At 73.2% G+C, this 19,801-nt stretch carries 24 protein-coding genes and 2 pseudogenes; 6 read left to right on the forward strand and 20 right to left on the reverse strand.

What is annotated here, in order from left to right; genetic code table 11:
- Positions 1 to 406: 406 nt before the first annotated feature.
- The 4 genes and pseudogenes from I4I82_RS02370 to I4I82_RS02385 form a co-directional block, all read right to left on the reverse strand.
- Positions 407 to 1,011 (reverse strand): annotated as a pseudogene (locus tag I4I82_RS02370) (transposase family protein); the annotation flags it as partial.
- A 132-nt stretch (positions 1,012 to 1,143) separates the two neighbouring features.
- Entirely contained in the window at positions 1,144 to 2,460 is a 1,317-nt protein-coding gene (locus tag I4I82_RS02375) for a prolipoprotein diacylglyceryl transferase family protein (RefSeq protein WP_218615358.1), read from the reverse strand.
- A gap of 182 nt (positions 2,461 to 2,642) precedes the next feature.
- Positions 2,643 to 2,882, reverse strand: coding sequence for a hypothetical protein (locus tag I4I82_RS02380; protein WP_218595069.1), 240 nt, complete (start codon positions 2,880 to 2,882; stop codon positions 2,643 to 2,645).
- The gene (locus tag I4I82_RS02385) at positions 2,882 to 3,076 is read right to left on the reverse strand and encodes a hypothetical protein (RefSeq protein WP_218595070.1); all 195 of its coding nucleotides are present in this window, start codon (positions 3,074 to 3,076) and stop codon (positions 2,882 to 2,884) included. Before I4I82_RS02385 ends, I4I82_RS02380 begins: the two co-directional genes overlap by 1 nt.
- A 148-nt stretch (positions 3,077 to 3,224) precedes the next feature.
- On the opposite strand from I4I82_RS02385, the gene I4I82_RS02390 reads away from it, so the two are divergent.
- Positions 3,225 to 3,410, forward strand: coding sequence for a zf-HC2 domain-containing protein (locus I4I82_RS02390; RefSeq protein WP_218595071.1), 186 nt, complete (start codon positions 3,225 to 3,227; stop codon positions 3,408 to 3,410).
- A 102-nt stretch (positions 3,411 to 3,512) separates the two neighbouring features.
- On the opposite strand, the gene I4I82_RS02395 is transcribed toward I4I82_RS02390, so the two are convergent.
- The 10 genes and pseudogenes from I4I82_RS02395 to I4I82_RS02435 all read right to left on the reverse strand — a co-directional run bounded on the left by I4I82_RS02395 (position 3,513) and on the right by I4I82_RS02435 (position 9,880).
- Complete coding sequence (locus tag I4I82_RS02395) at positions 3,513 to 3,869, reverse strand: hypothetical protein (RefSeq protein WP_218595072.1); 357 nt, start codon at positions 3,867 to 3,869, stop codon at positions 3,513 to 3,515.
- 46 nt (positions 3,870 to 3,915) lie between these two features.
- A complete protein-coding gene (locus I4I82_RS02400) occupies positions 3,916 to 5,337 on the reverse strand; it encodes a sensor histidine kinase (protein WP_504739263.1) in 1,422 nt (473 codons plus the stop codon).
- Entirely contained in the window at positions 5,330 to 6,004 is a 675-nt protein-coding gene (locus I4I82_RS02405; RefSeq protein WP_267461571.1) for a response regulator transcription factor, read from the reverse strand. The genes I4I82_RS02400 and I4I82_RS02405 overlap by 8 nt, the downstream gene beginning before the upstream one ends.
- A 38-nt stretch (positions 6,005 to 6,042) precedes the next feature.
- Entirely contained in the window at positions 6,043 to 6,912 is an 870-nt protein-coding gene (locus I4I82_RS02410) for a cytochrome c biogenesis CcdA family protein (protein WP_218595075.1), read from the reverse strand.
- The gene (locus I4I82_RS34695; protein ID WP_308112872.1) at positions 6,909 to 7,046 is read right to left on the reverse strand and encodes a hypothetical protein; all 138 of its coding nucleotides are present in this window, start codon (positions 7,044 to 7,046) and stop codon (positions 6,909 to 6,911) included. Before I4I82_RS34695 ends, I4I82_RS02410 begins: the two co-directional genes overlap by 4 nt.
- A 172-nt stretch (positions 7,047 to 7,218) precedes the next feature.
- Positions 7,219 to 7,425, reverse strand: a pseudogene (locus I4I82_RS34700) (TlpA family protein disulfide reductase); the annotation flags it as partial.
- Between the two features lie 70 nt (positions 7,426 to 7,495).
- Positions 7,496 to 7,786: a thioredoxin domain-containing protein gene (locus tag I4I82_RS02420; protein ID WP_218595076.1), complete on the reverse strand. Its 291-nt coding sequence runs from the start codon at positions 7,784 to 7,786 to the stop codon at positions 7,496 to 7,498.
- A gap of 7 nt (positions 7,787 to 7,793) precedes the next feature.
- Positions 7,794 to 8,501: a redoxin domain-containing protein gene (locus tag I4I82_RS02425; RefSeq protein WP_218595077.1), complete on the reverse strand. Its 708-nt coding sequence runs from the start codon at positions 8,499 to 8,501 to the stop codon at positions 7,794 to 7,796.
- Positions 8,498 to 9,448 carry a cytochrome c biogenesis CcdA family protein gene (locus tag I4I82_RS02430; RefSeq protein WP_218595078.1) on the reverse strand — a complete coding sequence of 317 codons (951 nt, stop codon included), beginning with the start codon at positions 9,446 to 9,448 and terminating at the stop codon, positions 8,498 to 8,500. The genes I4I82_RS02425 and I4I82_RS02430 overlap by 4 nt, the downstream gene beginning before the upstream one ends.
- Before the next feature lie 183 nt (positions 9,449 to 9,631).
- Positions 9,632 to 9,880, reverse strand: a complete 249-nt coding sequence (locus I4I82_RS02435; RefSeq protein WP_225920482.1) for an SHOCT domain-containing protein — start codon at positions 9,878 to 9,880, stop codon at positions 9,632 to 9,634.
- A gap of 245 nt (positions 9,881 to 10,125) precedes the next feature.
- Here I4I82_RS02435 and I4I82_RS02440 point away from each other — a divergent pair, with 245 nt between their 5' ends.
- The 5 genes from I4I82_RS02440 (at position 10,126) to I4I82_RS34835 (ending at position 13,208) form a co-directional block, all read left to right on the forward strand.
- Positions 10,126 to 10,506, forward strand: a complete 381-nt coding sequence (locus I4I82_RS02440) for a BlaI/MecI/CopY family transcriptional regulator (protein WP_218595080.1) — start codon at positions 10,126 to 10,128, stop codon at positions 10,504 to 10,506.
- Positions 10,507 to 10,585: 79 nt separating this feature from the next.
- Positions 10,586 to 11,548, forward strand: a complete 963-nt coding sequence (locus I4I82_RS02445) for a M56 family metallopeptidase (protein ID WP_218595081.1) — start codon at positions 10,586 to 10,588, stop codon at positions 11,546 to 11,548.
- A gap of 7 nt (positions 11,549 to 11,555) precedes the next feature.
- Complete coding sequence (locus I4I82_RS02450) at positions 11,556 to 12,509, forward strand: alpha/beta fold hydrolase (RefSeq protein ID WP_218595082.1); 954 nt, start codon at positions 11,556 to 11,558, stop codon at positions 12,507 to 12,509.
- On the forward strand, positions 12,503 to 12,742 hold the full coding sequence (locus I4I82_RS02455) for a hypothetical protein (RefSeq protein WP_225920483.1): 240 nt from the start codon (positions 12,503 to 12,505) through the stop codon (positions 12,740 to 12,742). The genes I4I82_RS02450 and I4I82_RS02455 overlap by 7 nt, the downstream gene beginning before the upstream one ends.
- The gene (locus I4I82_RS34835; RefSeq protein WP_225920484.1) at positions 12,705 to 13,208 is read left to right on the forward strand and encodes a TlpA family protein disulfide reductase; all 504 of its coding nucleotides are present in this window, start codon (positions 12,705 to 12,707) and stop codon (positions 13,206 to 13,208) included. Before I4I82_RS02455 ends, I4I82_RS34835 begins: the two co-directional genes overlap by 38 nt.
- 13 nt (positions 13,209 to 13,221) lie before the next feature.
- Here the strand turns inward: I4I82_RS34835 and I4I82_RS02465 are convergent, their stop codons facing one another.
- The 6 genes from I4I82_RS02465 to I4I82_RS02490 form a co-directional block, all read right to left on the reverse strand.
- Complete coding sequence (locus tag I4I82_RS02465) at positions 13,222 to 13,851, reverse strand: class I SAM-dependent methyltransferase (protein WP_218595083.1); 630 nt, start codon at positions 13,849 to 13,851, stop codon at positions 13,222 to 13,224.
- On the reverse strand, positions 13,835 to 14,494 hold the full coding sequence (locus I4I82_RS02470; protein ID WP_218595084.1) for a DivIVA domain-containing protein: 660 nt from the start codon (positions 14,492 to 14,494) through the stop codon (positions 13,835 to 13,837). Before I4I82_RS02470 ends, I4I82_RS02465 begins: the two co-directional genes overlap by 17 nt.
- 1 nt (position 14,495) lies before the next feature.
- On the reverse strand, positions 14,496 to 17,051 hold the full coding sequence (locus tag I4I82_RS02475; RefSeq protein WP_218595085.1) for a heavy metal translocating P-type ATPase: 2,556 nt from the start codon (positions 17,049 to 17,051) through the stop codon (positions 14,496 to 14,498).
- Entirely contained in the window at positions 17,044 to 17,370 is a 327-nt protein-coding gene (locus I4I82_RS02480; protein ID WP_218595086.1) for a metal-sensitive transcriptional regulator, read from the reverse strand. The genes I4I82_RS02475 and I4I82_RS02480 overlap by 8 nt, the downstream gene beginning before the upstream one ends.
- A gap of 59 nt (positions 17,371 to 17,429) precedes the next feature.
- Entirely contained in the window at positions 17,430 to 19,406 is a 1,977-nt protein-coding gene (locus tag I4I82_RS02485) for a copper resistance CopC/CopD family protein (protein ID WP_218595087.1), read from the reverse strand.
- A gap of 170 nt (positions 19,407 to 19,576) precedes the next feature.
- Positions 19,577 to 19,795, reverse strand: coding sequence for a heavy-metal-associated domain-containing protein (locus I4I82_RS02490; protein WP_218595088.1), 219 nt, complete (start codon positions 19,793 to 19,795; stop codon positions 19,577 to 19,579).
- Positions 19,796 to 19,801 lie beyond the last annotated feature (6 nt).

The raw sequence follows: 19,801 nt of genomic DNA on the forward strand, positions 1-19,801 counted from the left end.
CTTTCGGGCGAGCGCTGTGTGAACAGGACATCGCGTGAGTCGGCGGCATGACGGCGACGCCACGTAGCGGCCGTGGCGTGGCGCGGCTGGGTTGAAGGTGCTGGCCGTGGCGTCGCGATGCTACTGCTAGCCCGCTGCTCCTACGCCTTCCCGAGCGGGGACACCCCTGAGCCAGGCGCGGGAGTTCAACGGTCGATGCACCGCGAGTCCAGACCTCTACAACCCGCCCGCCCGGCACAGCGCGGTAGTGGGCCTATCTGGGGAGAGCCGACTGGAGCCGGGCGCCACCATCGGCCTGGAGGACTTGCCGGTCACGCGATCTCCATGCCACGATCGTCCGCGCGGCGCGCGCCGCGAACAGCGCGATGCCGGATCGGACCATCAATGAGCCCCTTCCAACCTGAGTTCAGCTGGCGAGGATCAGCGTCTGGACGGCCTTGACCAGGGTGTCCGCCCGGCTCGGGCTGGCCCGGATCTTGCGGAGGATCTTCCAGTTCTTGATCTCGGCGTTGGCCCGTTCGCCCGGCCCGCGGCGACGGGCATGGGCGGTGTTCACGTCCTTTTGCGATCGGGAGAGTCGCCGGTAGCGGCCGATGTCGGGGTCGCGACGGCGGCGCCGCTGCGGGACCCGGACTGCGGGTCCGCCGCCCTGGTAGGCGGTGTCGGCCAGGGCCTGTGTCCCGGCGGTGTTGAGGGCGTCGATGATGCCGTGTTCGCGGGCGGCGCCCATGTCGTGCCGGGCTCCGGGGAGATCCAGATCAACCTGTCGGCCGGGTCGGCGATGACCTGCACGTTTAGCCCGTGGCACTTGTGTTTCCCGGAGTAGAACCGGCGGTCCCGTCCGCCGGTCATGCCGACCCGGTCGATGCGCAGCAGCGTGCCGTCGAGGATGACGTGGGCCTTCCCGACCGCGACCTCGATCGCCTGCTCGAGGGTGGGTGCGAGCGCGGCGAGCAGGTCCAGGGCCTCACACAGGTAGCGGTAGGCCGTGGTGGTGCCGATCCCGAACCCGCCGCCGGGGACGTGTCCGGAGCGGCAGGGCAGCGCGCTGGACGATCCTTCGCAACCGCGACTTCGCGATCCGGGGCGTTCACCGGCTCGACGTCTCGAGAGGTGGACCTGGCGAGGATTTGCGACGTCCCGCTACGGGACGAGCACGGAGGCCAGCACCGCAGTCACGACGACCAGGCCGGCCGCTGCGAGGGTGAGCAGCCGCCCGGTCGAGGTCCGGCGAGACTCGCGCCGCAGCGGGAAGAGCAGTTGACGCCCGACCGTGTAGGCGGCGACAGCCCCGAAGAACAGCGCACCCGGTAGCGGGAGCGGCCCGGCGAGGAAGAGCGCGAGGGCCCCGATCCCGATCGCGATCGCTATCGCGGCCTCCAGGAGCTGAACCGGGATCCTGCGCACGCCGATGCGGCGGTCCGATGACCACAGGCCCCACCGCGACGAGGTGGGCCGCCCGACGCAGCAGCCACCCAGGAAGCATCCCGGACGGCCGATCGCCATCGCGAGGAAGACGCCCGGGGCGGTGGCGTCGAGGAGCAGCCCCACCGGCGCCCCGGTCAGCAGGGAGCCGACCGCGAGGGTTCCGAAGCCGCCGAGGAGGAACCCCTGGATGCACGTGCCGGCGACAACGAACCGTCGCAGGCCCTGCCGGTGCAGCGCCAGATACCAGAACTTCGCCGCCAGGTAGCCAGCCACGACCGCGACCACCGAGACGGTCATCGCCCCGCCCCACGCACCCACCGACCGCTGCAACAGCAGTGCCTGAGTCACCAGGGCGACGAGCACGCCGAGCAGGACCAGCGCCGGCCACGCCGCCTGACGCACCCCCGGGCCGTGCAGCAACGGCGCCGGCCGGGTCCGGGTCGTCACCCGCCGCACCGGCGGCCCCGGTCGGCCGTCCGGGCAACCGGTGATTCCCGCGACGGGGGCGGCTGCGACCTGCCACTGCCCCGCGTTGACACCCACCACCTTGGTGGTGATCGAGACCCGTCCGCTACCCGGCGGGAGTCCCTCGACCCGCTCGGTGCGGTCGAACCGGTCGCGCGGATCCTGGCCGGTGGCCCCGACGCGCCGGCCGACGAATCGGACCGTCACCGGTTCGGACGGGGTGCGGACGTGCTCGTCGGACTCCAGCCAGTAGGTGGCGCTGAGCCCGACCTGATCACCGCCGAGGTCGTCCGCGAGCTTCTCCGCACAGCCTCCCGCCGTGACGGCCTCCGCCGTCGGGACCGCGCCCTCCCGTGCCACCGGCGCGGCGGTCACGGTCTGATCCTGGACGCCGGCCGCGATCGGGTCTGCGCCGGTGGAGATGTCGCGCTGGCCCTGCACACCCGCTTCGTCACGCGCGGGGCGCGGGCGGCGTTGTGGTGCTCGGTGCGCCGGGGTGAGGACCAGGCCCGAGCGGGCGGCCAACGCGGAGGTCAGCTGCTCCAACCCCATTGCACCCCGGTTCACAGGCCTTCCTGCCGCTGCACGGCCGGTTGTCGGTTGTCTCCTGGTCGATCTCGTCCGTGACTTGGCCACTGGGCGTCATTCCCTGCTGATCGGTGTGGGGTCGGAGTCGTCGCCGGCGCTGTTCACCCGGCGCTCGGGTCGTCGCCCCATGGCCGGGTCGCGCTGCCGGTGTCGCGCCTGGTCTAGGTGCCGGTGGTCGGCGGCGTCGAGGGGCTGCGTGTGACGCGGCCGTCGTCGAGTGCGTCCTGGGCGCGCAGCATCCGCAGTTCCTCGCGCAGTTCCGCGATCTGTCGATCAGTGGCCGGATCGGTGCCGGTGGTCCCGCTCATCGCGCAGCGCCCGCGCAGCGCCGGCCGGACGCAGAAGAAGTAGGTGGCCGCGATCGCGGCCACCGCGACGAAGGCGGCGATCCAGGTCGACATCACAGGCCGCCCTTCGCGCGCTGGGCGGCACGTTCGGCCTTGAGCAGGTCGATCTCGGAGCGCAGCTCGGCGACCTGGTCCGGCCCCTTCAGGGTGCCGCTCCCGGTGCGCTGGCCGCGCATCATCATCCACATCATCGCGCCCATCCCGACCGGGCAGGCCAGCAGGGCCAGGCCGTACAGCAGTGACTCCATCGATGTCTCCTCGCGGGCTCGACAAGGGTGCGCCCTCGTCATCTACTATCTCCGTACCGACACAGTAGATGAACGCTTCGTCGACCGCCACGCTCGAAGACGTGATGGTCACCGCGAGCTCGGCGCCGACGCGCAAAGGAGGCAACACATGGCCCGGAACTGCTCCCACGCCATCGACGCCGGGGTGTACCTACTCGGGGACCTGCCCGATGCGGAGGTCGAGGCATTCGTCCGACATCTCGACGGCTGCCCCGCGTGCCGGGTGGAGATCGAGGAGCTGGCGCCGGTTGTGCGGCTGCTCATCGCGTCCCGCTCCCGCCTCGGCGGTTCCTGAGCCTCTGGTCGCGGTTGACCGTGTCAGGCCGCAAGTGCCGGTACGCGTCCGCGGTAGGCGCGCCTGCCAGCAGCACCACCCGGCCGCCCACGGGAGGACGGATCAACCGGTGGGCATCTCATCATGATGCCCGCCCATCTGGCCCATCTGGTTCATACGGGCCATGTCCCGGGACATCATCGATTCCATCGTAGGGCGCATCTCCTCGTGCATGCGGTTCGCGGCGTCACGCTGCTCGGCGGGCAGGTCCTGGACCATCTGCCGCATCATCTCGTCCATGCCCTCGAGAGCTGGCCCCTCGGTCAATGCATCAGCTGCGTCGTCCAGGTTGGCCTGGGTGAGCGCGCCTGCCGGTGCGGCCGGCGGGGCGGCGAAGGCGACGCCGGCGCCGGCTGCGCCGAGCACCGTCACCAGCACCGCACCGGTGATCGCCATTGCGGCCTTGTTCGTGATCGTCATCGTGGTCTCCTGTTCGTGGTCGTTGTCGAAGTGGACGATTTCGACGCTAGGAAGGGGCCATGAAGATCCGATGAAGACGCTGCGGTTCGGTGATGTGGTTCACCGGGAGCCGGACCAGGAACCGGCTGCCGCGGCCGGGGCGGCTGTCCACGGTGATGTCGCCGTCGTGGGCGCGGACGAGTTCCACCGCCACGGCCAGCCCGATCCCCGAGCCCCCAGAGGGTGCGGCGGCGCCGCGGAAGAACCGGTCGAACACCCGCGGCATCTCGTCGGCAGGGATCCCGGGGCCGGTGTCGGCGACCGCGATCTCGGCCCCGTCGGGGCCGCGGGCGAGCGTGACGGTGATCGTGCCCCCGGGCGGGGTCCAGATGGCGGCGTTGGTCAGCAGGTTGGTGACGACCTGGCTGATCCGGACGGGATCGGCGAACACGTCGACCTCGTCGAGCCGGCGGACGAGTTCGAGTTCGAGCTCGGCGAGGTGACCGGCCAGCCCGTCGAGGGCGGCGGTGACCAGCGGCCGTAGCGCCACCTCACGACACCGCAGGCCGAACCCGGCCGCGCCGGCGTCGGCGAGGGTCTCCAGGTCCGCGACGAGGCGACCCATCCGCAGCGACTCCTCGTGCAGCGAGTCGATCAGCCGGCGGTCCGGATGAGTGATGCCGTCCTGCACCGCCTCGAGCTGGCCCCGCAGGATCGCCAGCGGGGTCCGGAGCTCGTGGGCGATGTCGGCGGCGAACCGCTGCCGCAGCTCGTCCTCACGGTCCACCGTATCGGCCATGGCGTTGAACGACCGGGCCAGCTCGCCCACCTCGTCGTCGGAGGACACGCGGGCGCGGCGGTCCCGGTTGCCCGCGGCCAGCTCGTCGGCGGCCTCGGTCAGTTCGACCAGCGGCCGGGTGGTGCGCCGGGCGACCAGCAGCCCGAGGAGCAGGGCCGCCGCCGCGGCACCCGCCGCGGCCAGCAGCAGCAGCTGGTTCACCGCGTCGCGGAACTCGAGGTCCGCGGTCGGGGACACGGCCTGCGGGACCTGCACCGTCGCCGTTCCCACCGGGCGCCCCTCAACAACCACCGGAACGGCGACGGCAGGGCCGAGGTCGGGGACGCCCATCATCTCGCGATGCATCGCGCTGGTCGCGGGGTCGACACCGGACTCGGCGAGCGACCAGACGAACCGCCCGTCGGCTCCCTGCACCGTCACGGTCGAGCCGGACATCAAAAGACCCGCCGCCAACCGGTCCAGCGAGTCGGCGCGCCAGCCACCCGCGGTCCGGTAATCCGCGGTCAGCGACGCGACGACCTGCTTGACGCGGGCATGCTGTTGAGTGTCGAGGTAGCCCTCGAACCGGGCGCCGAAGGCCACGTTGACCACGATCGCGGTCAACGCGGCCGCACCCACCGCGGTCGCGATGACCGTCAGGGCGAGCCGACGCGCAACCCCGCGGCGCCTCCACCGAGCCGGGCTAGTCATCGCAGGGGACTCCGAGCTTGTAGCCGACGCCGGTCACCGTCAGCACCAGCCGCGCCGCCGCCGGCGGGTCGTCGAGCTTGCGGCGCAGGTTCTTGACATGCGCGTCGATGGCGCGCTCCTCGGCGCCACCGTCCCGCTCGCCGCGGATCCGGATCGCCAGCTCCCGGCGCGACCACACCCGTCCTGGCCGGGCCGCGAGCGCGCTCAGCAGGTCGAACTCCGAGCGGGTCATGGCGACGGGGTGACCGTCGACGCACACCTCGCGGCGCTGGTCGTCGATCCGCAGGATGCCCTCGCCGAACGAGCGGGCCCCGCCCGCGGGGCCCTCGGGGGCGCTTCGGCGCAGCACCGCCGCCACCCGGGCGACGAGCTCGCCGGGGCTGAACGGTTTGCCCACGTAATCGTCGGCGCCCAGGCGCAGTCCGGCGATCCGGTCGGCCTCCCCGGCACGCGCGGTGAGGATGATGATCGGCATGTCGAGGTTCTCCCGGACCTGGCGGGCGACATCCAGACCGGCCCGGTCGGGCAGGCCCAGGTCGAGGATCATCAGGTCGGCGCCGACGGACAGCTCCAGCGCCGCGGCGCCGGAGGAGGCCAGCAGCACCGTGTGCCCGTCACGCTCCAGGTAGGAACCCACGAGGTGCCGGATCTTCGGTTCGTCGTCCACCACCAGGACCACCGCCACAGTTGTGCCTCCGCTTCCGATCAGAGAGGAACGGTGAAGCCACCGATGGGGACACGCAGCCAGGCGATGAAGATCCCCCACAACCCGGTGACGAGCAGCACCCCGACCAGCACGAGCATCGCGCCGCCGGCGAGCTGGATGGCGCGGGTGTGGCGGCGCAGCCAGCTGGTGGTGCGTATCGCCCACCCGGCGGCCAGCGCGAGGAACACGAACGGCAGACCGAGTCCCAGGCTGTAGGCCAGCACCAGGATCAGCCCGCGCACGGTGGTCGGGCCGACCTGGGTGCCCGCGGCGAGGGCGAGCACCCCGGTCAGCGTCGGGCCCAGGCACGGCGTCCAGCCCAGGCCGAACACCGCGCCGAGGACCGGTGCGCCCCACAGCCCGCGGCGGGGACGGTGGTGCAGACGCAACTCGCGCTGCATCATCGGGACCACCCCGAGGAACACCAACCCCATCGCGATGGTCACCACGCCGCCGATGCGCTGCAGCACCTGCTCGTTGAGCAAGAGCAGGTCCGACAGGCCGAGCACGCCCATGATCGCGGCGGTGAACACCACGGTGAACCCGGCGACGAACAACAGCGACGCCAGGACCAGCCGCGCACGACCCGCACCGGGTGCGACCGCCTGCTTCGTGAGCGACAGCTCGCCGTCGACACCCGGTCCGGTTCCGCTGCTGACGTCAACGGCCGCAGACGCCGGTGTCCGAGAGGGTGGCGTCTGCGAGGGTGTCGGTGTCGAGGTGCCGGCGAGCCCGGCGAGGTAGGCGAGATAGCCCGGCACGAGCGGGATGCAGCACGGGGAGGCGAAGGACACCGCGCCGGCAGCGAGCGCGAGCACCGCGGCGAGCAGCAGCGGCCCGGAGATGGCCAGCTCGGTCAGGCCGTTCACGACCCCACCCCGATCTGAAATGCGGCGCCGTGTTGCTCGGCCGCGATGCGCTGCACCACCGGAAGCAGCTCGCCGAAGCGGACGGCAGTGAGGAACACCGCGGCCACCCGGTGCTCCCGATCGAGCACCACCATCGACGGGACGGGTGTTGCTCGGGAAACCGCGCAGGGACACCAGGGACCGGCCGGGGTTGTCGAAGATCGTCGACGGGTAGGTGAGTACGCGGTCGCGCATGAAGTCGCCTGTCGTCCGGGTGGTCTCGTGGACCTGTTGGAGGCCGGGTGCCTCCTCGCGACACGGACCGCACCAGGAACCCCACACGTTGAGCACCACGACCTGACCGGGGAAGTCCTCGAGCCCGACCGTGCGTGCCGGTCCGAGCAGGCTGTCCCCGGACAGACCGCGCACCGGTCCGCGGCTCTGCGGCGGGTCGTAGAGGATGCGGGTCTGCCCGCCGGGGGCGACGAAGGTGAACGTCCGCCGGCGGAGACCGCGTTGGTACCGACCCCGCACCCGCCCAGCAGCAGCGCGAGCAGCACGGCCACGACGGCGGGCGACCGGCGCCGACCGGGCACGGCTGCGGTCACCGCTGGATGTCCTCGCTGCCGCCGGCGTGCGGACGCGCGTCGCGGCCGGCCAGGTGGCGGCGCAGCCGCCGTTCTGACAGCCGCCCGTAGCCGAACATCTCCCCGTCGAGCAGCACGCCGGGGGCGAACGCGACGCCGTGACGCGCCGCTAAGGCCCGGCCGTCGTCGGTGTCCAGGCCGACGTGGCGGACGGCCATCGGATGCTCCTGCGCGACCCGGGCCAGTACCGCGACGGCGATCTCGCAGAACCGGCAGTCGGCCTGGGTCAGCAGGGTGACCTCGATCATCGCCGTCTCACCCGGCCTGACGGGTGGCGCGCAGGTCGTCGAGCAGCTGGCTGCCGGGGACGTACATGGTGTAGTTCGGCGGGCCGCCGTAGTCGGCGCGCCACTCGATCACCCCGTCCGGCCCGACCAGGACGAACGTGTGCCCGTTGCGGGAGTTGCCCATCATGCCGAAGCGGTTGGCCTCCCACTGGGCGGAGACGGCGAGGCCGGTGTCGGCCAGCGCCGGGGCGGTCAGCCCGTCGTCGCGCATCTTCTGCGCGATCAGGTCCTGCGGGCCGCTGGTGATCGTCAGCAGCCGGTCGATCCCGACCGAGGCCAGCAGGCCCGGGTCGGCCTCCAGGTCGCGGATCTGGTCCCAGCAGGGCTGGCAGCCCAGACCCTCGTGGAAGTACAGCAGCACCGTCTCGCCGCGATAGTCACTCAGCCGCACGTTCGCCGCCGGCCCGCCGGCGGCCGCGGCCGTCACGTCGGGCAGCACGAAGTCCGGTGCGGTGGCACCGATCCCCGGGTCACCGACGTCATAACGGTCGGACGCCACGGTGTCACCGGTGGTGCTCGAGGTGTAGACGGCGAACAGCGCGACCAGGGCCAGCACCACCGACCCGACCACGACGAACGGGGTCCGCGAGCGCTGCGAACGGCGCGCTCTCCCCACCACCGAGCGGCGGGCGCCGGCGGCCTCGGCCCGGCTGCCACTCATCTGGCTACGACTCATCGGGACTCCTTCGTGTTCATGGTGTCCACCGCGCTCGGCGGCGTCACGGGGGCAGGGGGGTCGTGCGGACCGGCATCCGTGAGGTCGAGCCGGCGGGCGACCCGGGTGCGGAGCCCGCGACGCAGGGCCACCGCGAAGGCCCCGACGAGCACGACGGCGAACACCCAACCGGGCACCCAGTCCAGGGCTTGCGCCGTGACGGTGGCGGTGTGCTGCAACCAGGCGCTGACCCGGACCTGCCAGCCGTCGGTCGACATCCCCGGCCCGGCGAACGCCAACACCCAGGCCAGCACACCCATGCCGACCATCAGCAGCCCGCTCAGCAGGACACCCAGCGGCATCCGCCGCCGCAGGTGTCCCAGCCGCAGCTCGACCGTGCGGGCGGTGAGCAGCCGGGTCGCGCGGTCGGAGTGCCGATCCCACAGCAACCCGGCGACGGCCAGCGGGGCGACCATCCCGGCCACATAGGCCAGCCCGATGGCAAGCGCGGCCGGGAACGACGCGGACGCGCCCGACAGGACCGCGATCCCGATCAGGACCGGCGCGCAGCAGGCGCTGGCGATCCCGGAGAACGCACCGAGCAGATAGGCTGACCCGAAGCCGCCGCCGGCGGACCCGCGCCCACCGGGCATCGGCAGCCTCGGCATCCACCCCGACAGCACCGCCGCCCCGGCGAGCACCATCACCGCACCGCCGACGAGATAGATCGTGGCGTGCTGCTCGAGGAACAACCGGCTCAGCACCGCAGCCCCCAGCCCGATCGGCAGGATCACCGTGGCCACCCCGGCACCGAACACCAGGGTGGCCACCAGCACGCCGCCCCGGTGCCGGAACCCGGTCGCCAGGTAGGCCGGCAGCATCACCGACACGCAGCACGGGGCCAGCAGCGCCACCATCCCGCCCAGGAACGAGACCAGCAACGTGGTCCCCACCAGCAACTCACCCATCGCGGCCGGCCTGCCCTTCGCCCCTACCCACCGCTATCTACGGTGTCGGTACGGAGATAGTAGCAAGCTGCTCGGGATGAACCTGGCGACCCGCTGACGGGACATGCGGCGCGCGCTGCTGAGGCCGGGCGCCTCTCGCCGGGGACGCGCCCGGCCCCCGACCCGCCATTCGGAGGGCAGCGATCAGCGCCAGTGGGTGAGTGCGGACAGCCGGCTCTCGTACTCCTGTTCGTCGATCTCGCCGGCGGCGAAGCGCTCGCGGAGCTTGCGCCTAGCGGGGTCCTCGTCGTCGCGGCCGGTGACCGTCGCGCCGTCGGGCTGCCGCCCGCGCAGCCGGCGGTAGAACCACACACTGCCCAGCGTCGCCAGCACCAGCACAGCGACGACGGTGAGGACCACGAGCAGCATCCAGATCCCCATCCCTGCCGTCATCCCGTCCATCATGAGAATCCGCCTTTCGTCGAGTGTGTCGAGGGCGTCAACCGAACCGGCTGCCTGGTCTGTTGCGGCCACGAGCGACCGACGAGCCGCGGGTAAACGGCCGACGGGTCGCGCGTGGAGGGCTCGCCGCAGAGCGCTCCGAGTCCTGGACCTACGACCTCCGTACCTAGACAGTATCTCCGGTATGGTAAGTACGCAGGGTCGGCGAGAAGCCGCATGGCGGACGGTGGGGGCGGATGGGCAGCCGAGTGCGGGTCTTCGGAGATCTGGAGACCCTGGTGATGGACCGGCTGTGGACCGCGGGTGGCTCGGGCACGGTGCGCGAGGTACTCGAGACGTTGCAGCGCGACCGCGCTATCGCCTACACCACCGTGCTGTCGACGATGGACAACCTGCACCGCAAGGGGCACCTCACCAGGGAGCGTGAGGGCAAGGCCTATCGCTACCGGACCGCGCTCACCCACGCCGAGCACACCGCCGGGCTGATGCGCCACGCGTTGACGGCCGGACCGGACTCCGAAGCTGTCCTGGCCCATTTCGTGGGCGAGATGAGCGCCGACGACCTGGACCGGCTGCAGCAGGTGTTGGCGCGCCGGGCGTCCGGACCCGATCGATGATCGCGGGCCGGACGATCGACGCGGCGGTCCGCGCAGGATCCACGCGACGCTGGCGGTCCAGCGGCGGGCGGGACACCCCGTGAGTCTTGCCGCGTGCCTGCTGGCCTACAGCATGGTCGTCGCCGTGCTCGGGCCGCCGCTGCTCGCGCGGGCGACCCGCAGCGGTGCGGCCCCCCGCCTCGGGATGATCACGTGGTCGGCGGCGATGGGCAGCGTGGTGCTGTCCTGGGCGCTTGCCGGTGCACTGCTGACGGCGGATCTCGTGCGTGGGTGGGGCCGGCTCGACCAGCTGCTGGCCGGGTGCTTCGCCACCCTGCAGGCGGCGGCGGTCGGCGGATACGGCGGGTTCCTGCAGGCCGTCATCGCGGTGGTGACCGCGACGACGGTCCTCGCTCTCGCCGTGCTGGCCGCGCGAGTCGCTGCCGGGGTCCGACGTGCCCGCGTGCACTCCCGGCGGCACGCCGAGGCCGCCGTGCTCGCCGCGCGCGGCGCCGCCCGCGGCCCCGGCGGTTCGGTCGTCCTGGAGGTCGAGCAGCGCAGCGTCTACTGCCTCGCCGGCCGACCCTCCACCATCGTCATCACCAGCGGCGCCTTGGCCGCGCTCGCCGACGACCAGCTCGCCGCCGTCCTGGACCACGAGCAGGCCCACCTCGCCGGGCACCACCACCAGCTCCTGGGCCTGGCCCGTGCGCTGGCCAGGACCCTGCCCGGGATACGGCTGTTCACCGAGGGCGCCGTCGAGCTCGCGCGCCTGGCCGAGATGCGCGCCGACGACGCCGCCACCCGGCGACACGGTGCCGACACCGTGGTGGGCGCGTTGCTCGCGCTGGCCGCACCGGGTCTCGTGTCCGCGTCCGCGCCGGCGCCCGCGTTGGGGGCGGGCGGGGTCGGGGTGGCCGAGCGGGTCGAGCGGCTGCTGTTCCCCCCGGCGTCGGCGCGCCTGCGGCTCGCGGTGGTCCTGACCGGGCTGCTGGTCGGGCCGGTCATCGCCGCCGCGTTGGTCGTCACCGAGTCGCCGCTGTGCATCACCACACTGGGCTGACGACGCTGTGCCCGGATCGATTCGAGGCCTGGCCGCGCTCGGCGTCGCCGGATCGATGGCCGGATGGGCGGCGCGTCACGCATCATCGCCGACGGCACGGCGGTGGGCGCCCGGCGCCGGCCGCGGTCGGCTCGCCGGCCGACTCCGGGTACGGGTCTTCGGCACCGGTGACCCGGTCATCGCGCTGCTGCACGGCCTCGTGGCCTCCGGCGACTACTTCGGCGCCGGGTTCGACCGGCTGGGCGAGCACGCCACGGTCGTGATCCCCGACCTGCTCGAGTTCGACGATTCCCCTGCGGATCCAGGCCTACTGGCCGCCGCCGACCACCTCGCCGCCCTCCACGACATGCTCGAGGCGCTGCACCTGCACCGGCGCCCGCTCATCACGGCGGGACACTCGATGGGATCGATCCTCGCCCTGCGCTGGGCCGCCGAGCTCGGCGGCCGGGTCCGCGCAGTGGTGGGAATCTGCCCGCCGCTCTACCGCGATGCCGCTGAGGCCGACGAGGGATTACGGCGGATGGGCCGGATGGAGGCGTTCCTCGCCGGCGACGGACCGCTGCCCCGCGCGATGTGCGCGTGGATGTGCGCCCACCGCACGACGGCCTCCTGGCTCGCGGTCGCAGCGCGTCCCGACCTACCCGTTCCGATCGCCCGCGCCGCGGTGAAACACACCTGGGACACCTACCGCGGCTCGCTGGTCGACATCATCCGCAACCCCGCGTGGGAACCTGCACTCCAACACCTGGGAGCGACCGGGGTCCCGATCTCGCTCCTGGAGGGCGCACACGACCCGGTGCCCGTCCCCGGCCGCGCCGCCGAGCTTCTCGCCGCCGTTCCGGTCGGCACGCACCGCGTGCGCCCCCATGCCGGGCACTACCTGCCGATGACCGGGGCAGCCTGGTGCGCGACGCAGATCGCCGCGCAGGCTCGCCAGCCCATCCGGGAGGGCTCGTGGTGAGCCGAACGGCTGCGGTCGGGGCGCTGCTGCGGCGGTCGGACGCGCGGTGGACGGTGGTGGTGGTCGTGCTCGCCGTCGCCGGGGTGGTCGCGCTGTGGCCCTCGGGGACCCCGCCCGCCGGCTCCCCCACTTCAGCGACGACGGCGACGCCGCAGCTCCTCGACACCGGGCCGCGCACGGCTCCCGCCCCCGACGATGCGGAACTGGCCGGGCGGCGCCAGCGGGCCGCGTAGGATCCGTGTCCATCGTCCACCCCGGGGAGTTCAGCTGCGACTGGGCCGCTGGCCGGGATCATCGTGCCCTGCTTGGGCGCCCCGGGCACGGTCGACCTGGGCGCCGCGCTGGCGGGCCGCCCGGCGCTGCTCAACGTCTGGGCCCTGGTGCCGGCCGTGCCGCGAGGAGATCCCGGTACTGGCCGCCTACGCCGCCCGCCCCGGCGCGCTGCCGGTGGTCGGGATCAACGTGCAGGACCAACCGGCCGACGCACTCGACGCGCTCACCGCGCTCGGCGCCCACTACCCGTCGGTCACCGATCCCGACGCGGCGCTGCTCGCCGCCCTGCGCAGCCCACCGGTCCTTCCCGTCACCTATGTGCTGCGACCCGACGGCTCGGTCGCCTGGGTCGACCCGCCGGTGGTGTTCCGGACACCGGACGAGGTGGCCGCGGCCGTCGCCCGCTCCGCCGAGCCGGCCAGGTGATCCTGGCCGGATGTCAGCTCGTGCGGCGGGCCGCGAGCCGCTCCACGACACCCGAAGCGAACCGGTCGCACTCCTCGATGCGCAGCCCGGCCGCGGTGACCAGCTCAAGGGGCCGGCGCCGGAAGTGTTCGCCGCCCAGCGGGACGCTGACCAGCTCGACCATACGCTGCCCGGCCCGCAGGACGGGATGGCTGCTGATGACGTGGTCGGCCAGCAGCAGCCGCCCGCCCGGGCGCAGCACCCGCACCATCTCGGCGACCGCCCGGCGGTGATCGGGGATGGCGCACAGCGAGAACGTGCACACCACGGTGTCGAACGTGGCGTCGTCGAACTCCAACGCCTCGGCGTCCCCGACCCGCAGATCCACCTCCCGGTCCAGCTCCGCGGCGCGGCGATCGGCGAGCGCGAGCATCGCGGGGCTCAGCTCGATCCCGGTCAGCGCCACCCCGGCCGGGTAGTGCGGGAGGTTGAGACCGGTGCCGATGGCCACCTCCAGCACCCGACCCGTGGCCTTGCCACAGACCCAGCGGCGGGTGTCGCCGAACAGGACCCGTTCCAGCATCCCCATCTGCCGGTCATAGGTGCGGGGTTGCCGGTCCCAGTGGCGCCGCCAGCGGCGGCGCCGTTCAGGCGTGATCGCCATCGGCGCTGCCCGTGTCTCCGGTGCGCACCGACGCGAGGGCCTGTTCGGCGCGCTGGACCTGTTCGAGCAGACCGACCTGCGAACGCAGCCCGGCCAGGGCGGTCTCCACCTGCCGCGCGCGGTCGGCGAAGCGGCGCTCGGCGATCTGCAGCTGCTCGAAGCGGGCCTCGGTCTGCGCCCGGACGGCGTCCCAGCGGTCCCGGGCGGCGTCCTCGAGCTGCCGCGCCCGCTGGTCGGCGTCCTCGAGGCGCTGCCGGGCGGCGTCGGCGTCGGCCTGCGCCGCGGTCCGCAGTGCCTGGGCCTGCCGGCCGCAGGCGGCGGCGGCATCCTCGGCCTGGGCGAGAATCAGCTCGGCGGCCCGCTCGGCACGGGCCCGGATCGCGGTGGCGGCGTCGTCCGCGTCGGCGCGGACCTGCTCGCCCGCCTCGCGTACGTCCCGGGTCAGGGCGTCGAGGCGGCCCGTCATCTCGTCGCGTTCGGTGCGGGCCCGGGCGCCGTCGTGGGCGACGGTGGCGACCTGGTCGATGGCGCCCATGTAGTCGGTGCCGACCCGGGCCAGGAACCCGTCGACCCGGTCGGGGTCATACCCACGCCAGCGGCGGCGGAACGACTGGTTGGTGATCTCCTCGGGAAGGACGGGCATGTCAGGCTCCGCGGTTGCTGGGTGCAGTGAGCGTCTCGATGCGCTCGGTGTCGCAGGCGGGAAGGAACGCCTCGCGCGGGCGGGGCGGGCGCGAGGCGGCGCCGCGGTGGTCTCCGGCCGCGACCGGATCGAGCAGCAGCACCCGGTCGTCGGTCACCGTCGAGGCTCGGCGGTACCCCTCGACCCAGCCGCCGTCGCGCAGGTGCACGCGCACATACTCGGCCACCACCGGATCGGAGGGCGCGGTGCGCCGCGTCCGTTTCGCGCGCGGGCGGGGGTCGCGGAAGCGCAGCAGGCGTAGCGAGTTGGCCACGACGCTGACCGAGGAGAAGCCCATCGCGGCGCCGGCGAAGATCGGGTTGAGCAGCCCGAGCGCGGCAAGCGGGATCAGCGCCACGTTGTACCCGAACGCCCAACCCAGGTTCTGCCAGATCGTCCGGTAGGTCCGGCGCGAGAGCCGGATCGCGGTCGGCACCCCGCCCAGGTCGGCGCGCATCAGGGTCAGATCCGAGGACTCGATCGCGACGTCGGTGCCGGTGCCGATGGCGATGCCCAGGTCGGCGGCGACCAGCGCCGGGGCGTCGTTCACCCCGTCGCCGACCATCGCCACGACCTCACCGGCAGCCTGGAGTCGGGTCACCTCGGTCTGCTTGTCCGCGGGCAGCACCTCGGCCAGCACCGTGTCGATACCCACCCGCTTCGCGATCGCGGCGGCGGTGCGCGCGTTGTCGCCGGTGATCATGGCGACCTTCAGGCCCATCCGGTGCAGCTCGGCGACGGTGTCCGCGGCACCCTCCTTGAGGGTGTCGGCGACCGCGAGCACGCCGCGGACCTCGTCGTCCCAGCCGGCGAAGACCGCGGTCCTCCCCTCGGACTCCAGCCGCCCGGCAAGGGTCTCCAGCTCGTCGGGTAGCGCGAGCCCGGCCTCGGCGAGCATCCTGCGGCGCCCGACCCAGACCGTGGTGCCCTCGACCTCGGCCCGAACCCCGTGCCCGGCGACCGCGGAGAACCCGGTGACCGCCGGCAGCGGCCCGTCGACGCGGGCAGCGGCCGCGATGGCCTGCCCGATCGGGTGCTCGCTGTCGGCCTCCACCGCCCCGGCCCGGCGCAGCAGCTCCGCCGGGTCGGTACCGGCGCCGGGCTCGGTGTCGGCGAGCGCCATGTCCCCGCGGGTCAGGGTGCCGGTCTTGTCGAACACCACCGTGGTGATCTTCCGGGTGCGTTCCAGCACCTCCACGCCCTTGATCAGGATGCCCAGGCTGGCACCGCGCCCGGTGCCGACCATGATCGCGACGGGGGTGGCCAGGCCGAGCGCGCACGGGCAGGCCACGATCAGCACGGCAACCGCGGCGATCAACCCGGCGACCGGGTCCCCGGCGAGCAGCCACCACGCGGTGAAGGTCGCCAGCGCGATCACGATCACCGTGGGAACGAAGATCGCGGAGATGCGGTCGGCCAGGCGCTGGGCCTGACCCTTGCCGGCCTGGGCGGCCGAGACCAGCGACACGATCTGGGCCAGCGCGGTGTCGCCGCCGACGGCGGTGGCGCGGACGGTGAGCACGCCGCTGGTGTTCACGGTGGCCCCGGCCACCGTGGCGCCGGCGGCCTTGTCCACCGGTACCGACTCGCCGGTCAGCATCGACTCGTCCACCGCGGAGGCGCCGTCGACGACCTCGCCGTCGGTGGGCACCTTCTCCCCGGGGCGGATGCGCAGCAGGTCCCCGACCCGGACCTGGTCGACCGGGACCATCACCTCGGCCCCGTCGCGGATGACCCGCGCCTCCTTGGCGCCCAGCTGAAGCAGCGCCCGGATCGCCTTGCCGGCACGGCGCTTGGCGCGGACCTCGAAGTAGCGGCCCAGCACCAGGAACGCGATCAGCAGCGCGGCGGTTTCGAAGTACAGCTCCGTGCTGCCGCGCAGCAGCTCCACCAGAGAGAACGTGAAGGCGGCCAGGGTGCCGATCGCGATCAGGGTGTCCATGTTCGCCGACAGGCGCCGGGCCCGCCGTGCGGCCCCGACCAGGAACGGCCAGCCCACCACGAACTGCACCGGGGTGGCCAACGCGAGCTGCGCCCACGGCGCCCACGCCAGTTCCATGGCGCCCGGCCAGAACGCGATGGCCATCGTCGCCAGGCCCAGCGGCCAGGCCACGACCACGCGCCACCACCAGGCCCGCTGCGCCGCAGCCTCCTCATCGTCGAGGGTGTCCTCCTCGGGAGGCACCGGTGCGGCGACCGCCTCACCAGCCGGAACCGCGGGAGCAGGGGCGGTGGCCACGGAGGTCCCGCTTCCCGCGCCGCCCTGCATGCGCAGTTCGTAGCCCGCCTTCGCGACGACAGCGCTCAGGGTGGTGGGGTCGGCGGGCTGCTCGGCCAGCACCACGTGCGCCGTCGCGGTCGCGAAGTTGACCTCCGCCCGGGCGACTCCGGGCTGCTTGTTCAGGGTGCGCTGCACCCGGTTCGCGCACGACCCGCAGGTCATGCCGCGCACCGCGAAGTCCAGTGCGGCCTCGGACGACCCGGCGGCGTCGCGCTCGGCGACCGCGGTGTCAGCCATGGTGGGTCCCTTCGGGGTCGAGCTCGCCGCCGTCGCGCACCTGCGGCGGCCGGAACACGTGCTTGTCGAACTTCAACGTCTCCATCAGCTCGTCGACGATCTCCGCGGTCCGGCCCTCCTGCATGGCCTTGACCACGCACGTCTCCAGGTGCCGGCGCAGCATCAGCCGGCTCGCACCCTCCAGCAGGCCCTGCACCGCGGAGAGCTGCTTCATCACGTCGGGGCAGTAGGCGTCGTTCTCGACGATGGTGATGATGCCGTTGACATGGCCGCGGGCGGTCTTCAACCGGTTGACCACGGACCTCTGTTGGTCGTCCACAGCACCACAATACCCCACCCCAGGTGGGGTGGGGTTACGGCCGCAGAACGAGGGGCGGGTCACATCGGCCCCGGCGGGAGGTAGGCGAACGTGCGGGTGATGAGGTGGTTGGGGCTGACCAGCACCTGCCGGGTGATGCGGTCGAGGTCGTCGAGCCACAGCTGGCTGGAGATGCCGTTGGCGGGGAAGGCGAACGCGAGCTGATCACCGTCCGGGCCGGACACCGTGACCGCATCGGAGACGCCCTCGGCGTACGGCTCACGAGCGATGAAGTCCGCACCCGTCGTGGGGAGCTCCCGGAGGATCCCGGGATCGGCGCGGGTGTCGCTGGTGACGGTCTCGACCACGGTGAAGGGGCCCACGTCGCGCATCGCGGTGAGGACCCGGTCGAGCCGCTCCTCCGCCGGGCGGGGTGGCCAGGTGACGTCGAGCCGGGCCGGACCGCCGGACCAGGGGGGCGCGGTCGCGTCCAGGTCGAGCGTCGTGGTTCCGGGGCGCCAGTCCACCGGCGCGGTGAAGCAGCCGGTCCCGCACGGGACCAGCGTGAGCTCGTCGCCGGGCGTGGTGCGCACCGTCAGCCGGTAGGGCGGCGACTCGGGTGGGTCGTCGTAGGGGCCGTCCAGCGGGGTGGTCAGCCGCACCACCAGCCGCCCGGCGCTGGCCGTGGCCGCCACCGTCACCTGACCGGCCAACGTACCCACCGGAAACGCCGGCCCGACCGGTGGCGGGGGCAGCGCGATGCCGGCGGCGGCCTGCGCGGGCGGGGTGAGCGAGGTCAGCGCACCGGTCAGCGCGAGGACACCGAACAAGGCGACGATCTCGACCAGGACGGCTCGCCCCACCGGCCTGCGCGGCGCCGGGCCCGTGCGTGGGCCCCGGTGGATCCGCCGCCGCGCCAGCACCGCGCACCCGATCACCACCGCCACCACGGCGAGCTTCGCGAGCAGCACCTGCCCGTACCCAGTACCGAACAGCTCGGCCGCGTCGGGCACGAGCAGGATGGCCTGCACGATGCCGGTGACGATCACCGCGATCACCGACCACACCGCGAGCCGGCCGTAGTCCGCCATCAGCAGCCGCGTCCAGCCCGACGGGCCACGCCACCGCGCCGCCACGTGCAGCACATGCGCCAACGCGCCCACCCACAGGGCCGCCGCCAGCAGGTGCACCGCGGTCAACACTCCCCCGGCGAGCGGATGCTGGGCCGCCACATGGGCGCGCAGGGCCTCCGCGGCCAGGACCCCGAGCAGCGGGATCGCCGCCGCGGTCCGCAGCCGGGACCATCCGGGGATCCGGGCCGCCGCCGCGAGGCCGAGCGCCGCGGCGAAGGCCGCCAGCTCGACGCCGAGCAGCGCCCCGGGGCGTGACGCGAGCACCTCCGTCAGGTCGTAACCGCCGGCCACGATCAGGCCCGCGGTCGCGACCACCCCCACCACGGCCGCCGCCGACACCGGCGCCGCCACGGACGCGAGTTCGACACCCTTGCCAGCGGCCTCGCGACGGATCCGCCCGACCAGGACCGCACCCGCCGCACCACCCAGACCCAGGGCGAGCGCGGCGAACAGGGTCCACCGCAGCGCGGCCGGCAGGTTCACTCCCGCCAAGGCACCTACGGGCGCCGCCGAACCGGCGCCCTCGACGAGCGGGGAGCCGGCGGCGTCGTCGCGTGCCGCCGGATCGGCGCCCTCCACGGGCGGGGGACTGACCGCGAAGGAGAACCCGCCCGAGACCAGGTCACCGTCCTCGCCGCGGACCTGCCACGCCACCCGGTAGACCCCGGCAGCCAGCGCGTCGGCGATGCCGACGCTCAGCCGGCGCCCCTCCTGCGACAGAGCGGCCGGCAAGGTCGTCACCGGCGTTCCCGCACTCGAGGTGAGACGCAACGAGTCGTCGAGCAGCCCGACCGACTCCCCGAAGTCGAGCGTGACCTCCCGCGGCGACTCCGCCACCGCGTAACCGGCCGCGGGCGAGGTGGCCTGCAAGGTCGGGTGGGCCGCCGCCGGAGGCGCCGCCAACACGACGAGTCCGACCACCACGAGGGCGGCGACCGTCCCGCCGAGCCGCAGGAACCACCCACGTCGTGGCGGCCCACGCCGGCCCGCGCCGCACCGCCGAGCAGTACGACCCATATCTACTACCTCCGTACCGAGAACGTAGCAGGCCGCGGGACGTACCCGGGCAGGGCGTCGTCCACGACGACGGGCGATCAGGACAGATGGTGCGCGGTGTAGCCGAGCTCCCTGACCGCGGCGATGACGTCGGCGGGAGTGGCGCCGCCCGGCCCCAGCTCGACGACGGTGCGCGCCCGCTTCATCGACGTCTGGGTGCTGCGCAGCCCGGGCAGATCCTCGAGCACGTCGTCGATGAGCAGTGCGCAGCTGCCGCAATGCATGCCCTCGATACGGAAGGTGTACGTGATGGACATCTCGAT

This window comes from Pseudonocardia oceani, from assembly GCF_019263585.2.
In the GTDB taxonomy this organism is placed as follows: domain Bacteria; phylum Actinomycetota; class Actinomycetes; order Mycobacteriales; family Pseudonocardiaceae; genus Pseudonocardia; species Pseudonocardia oceani.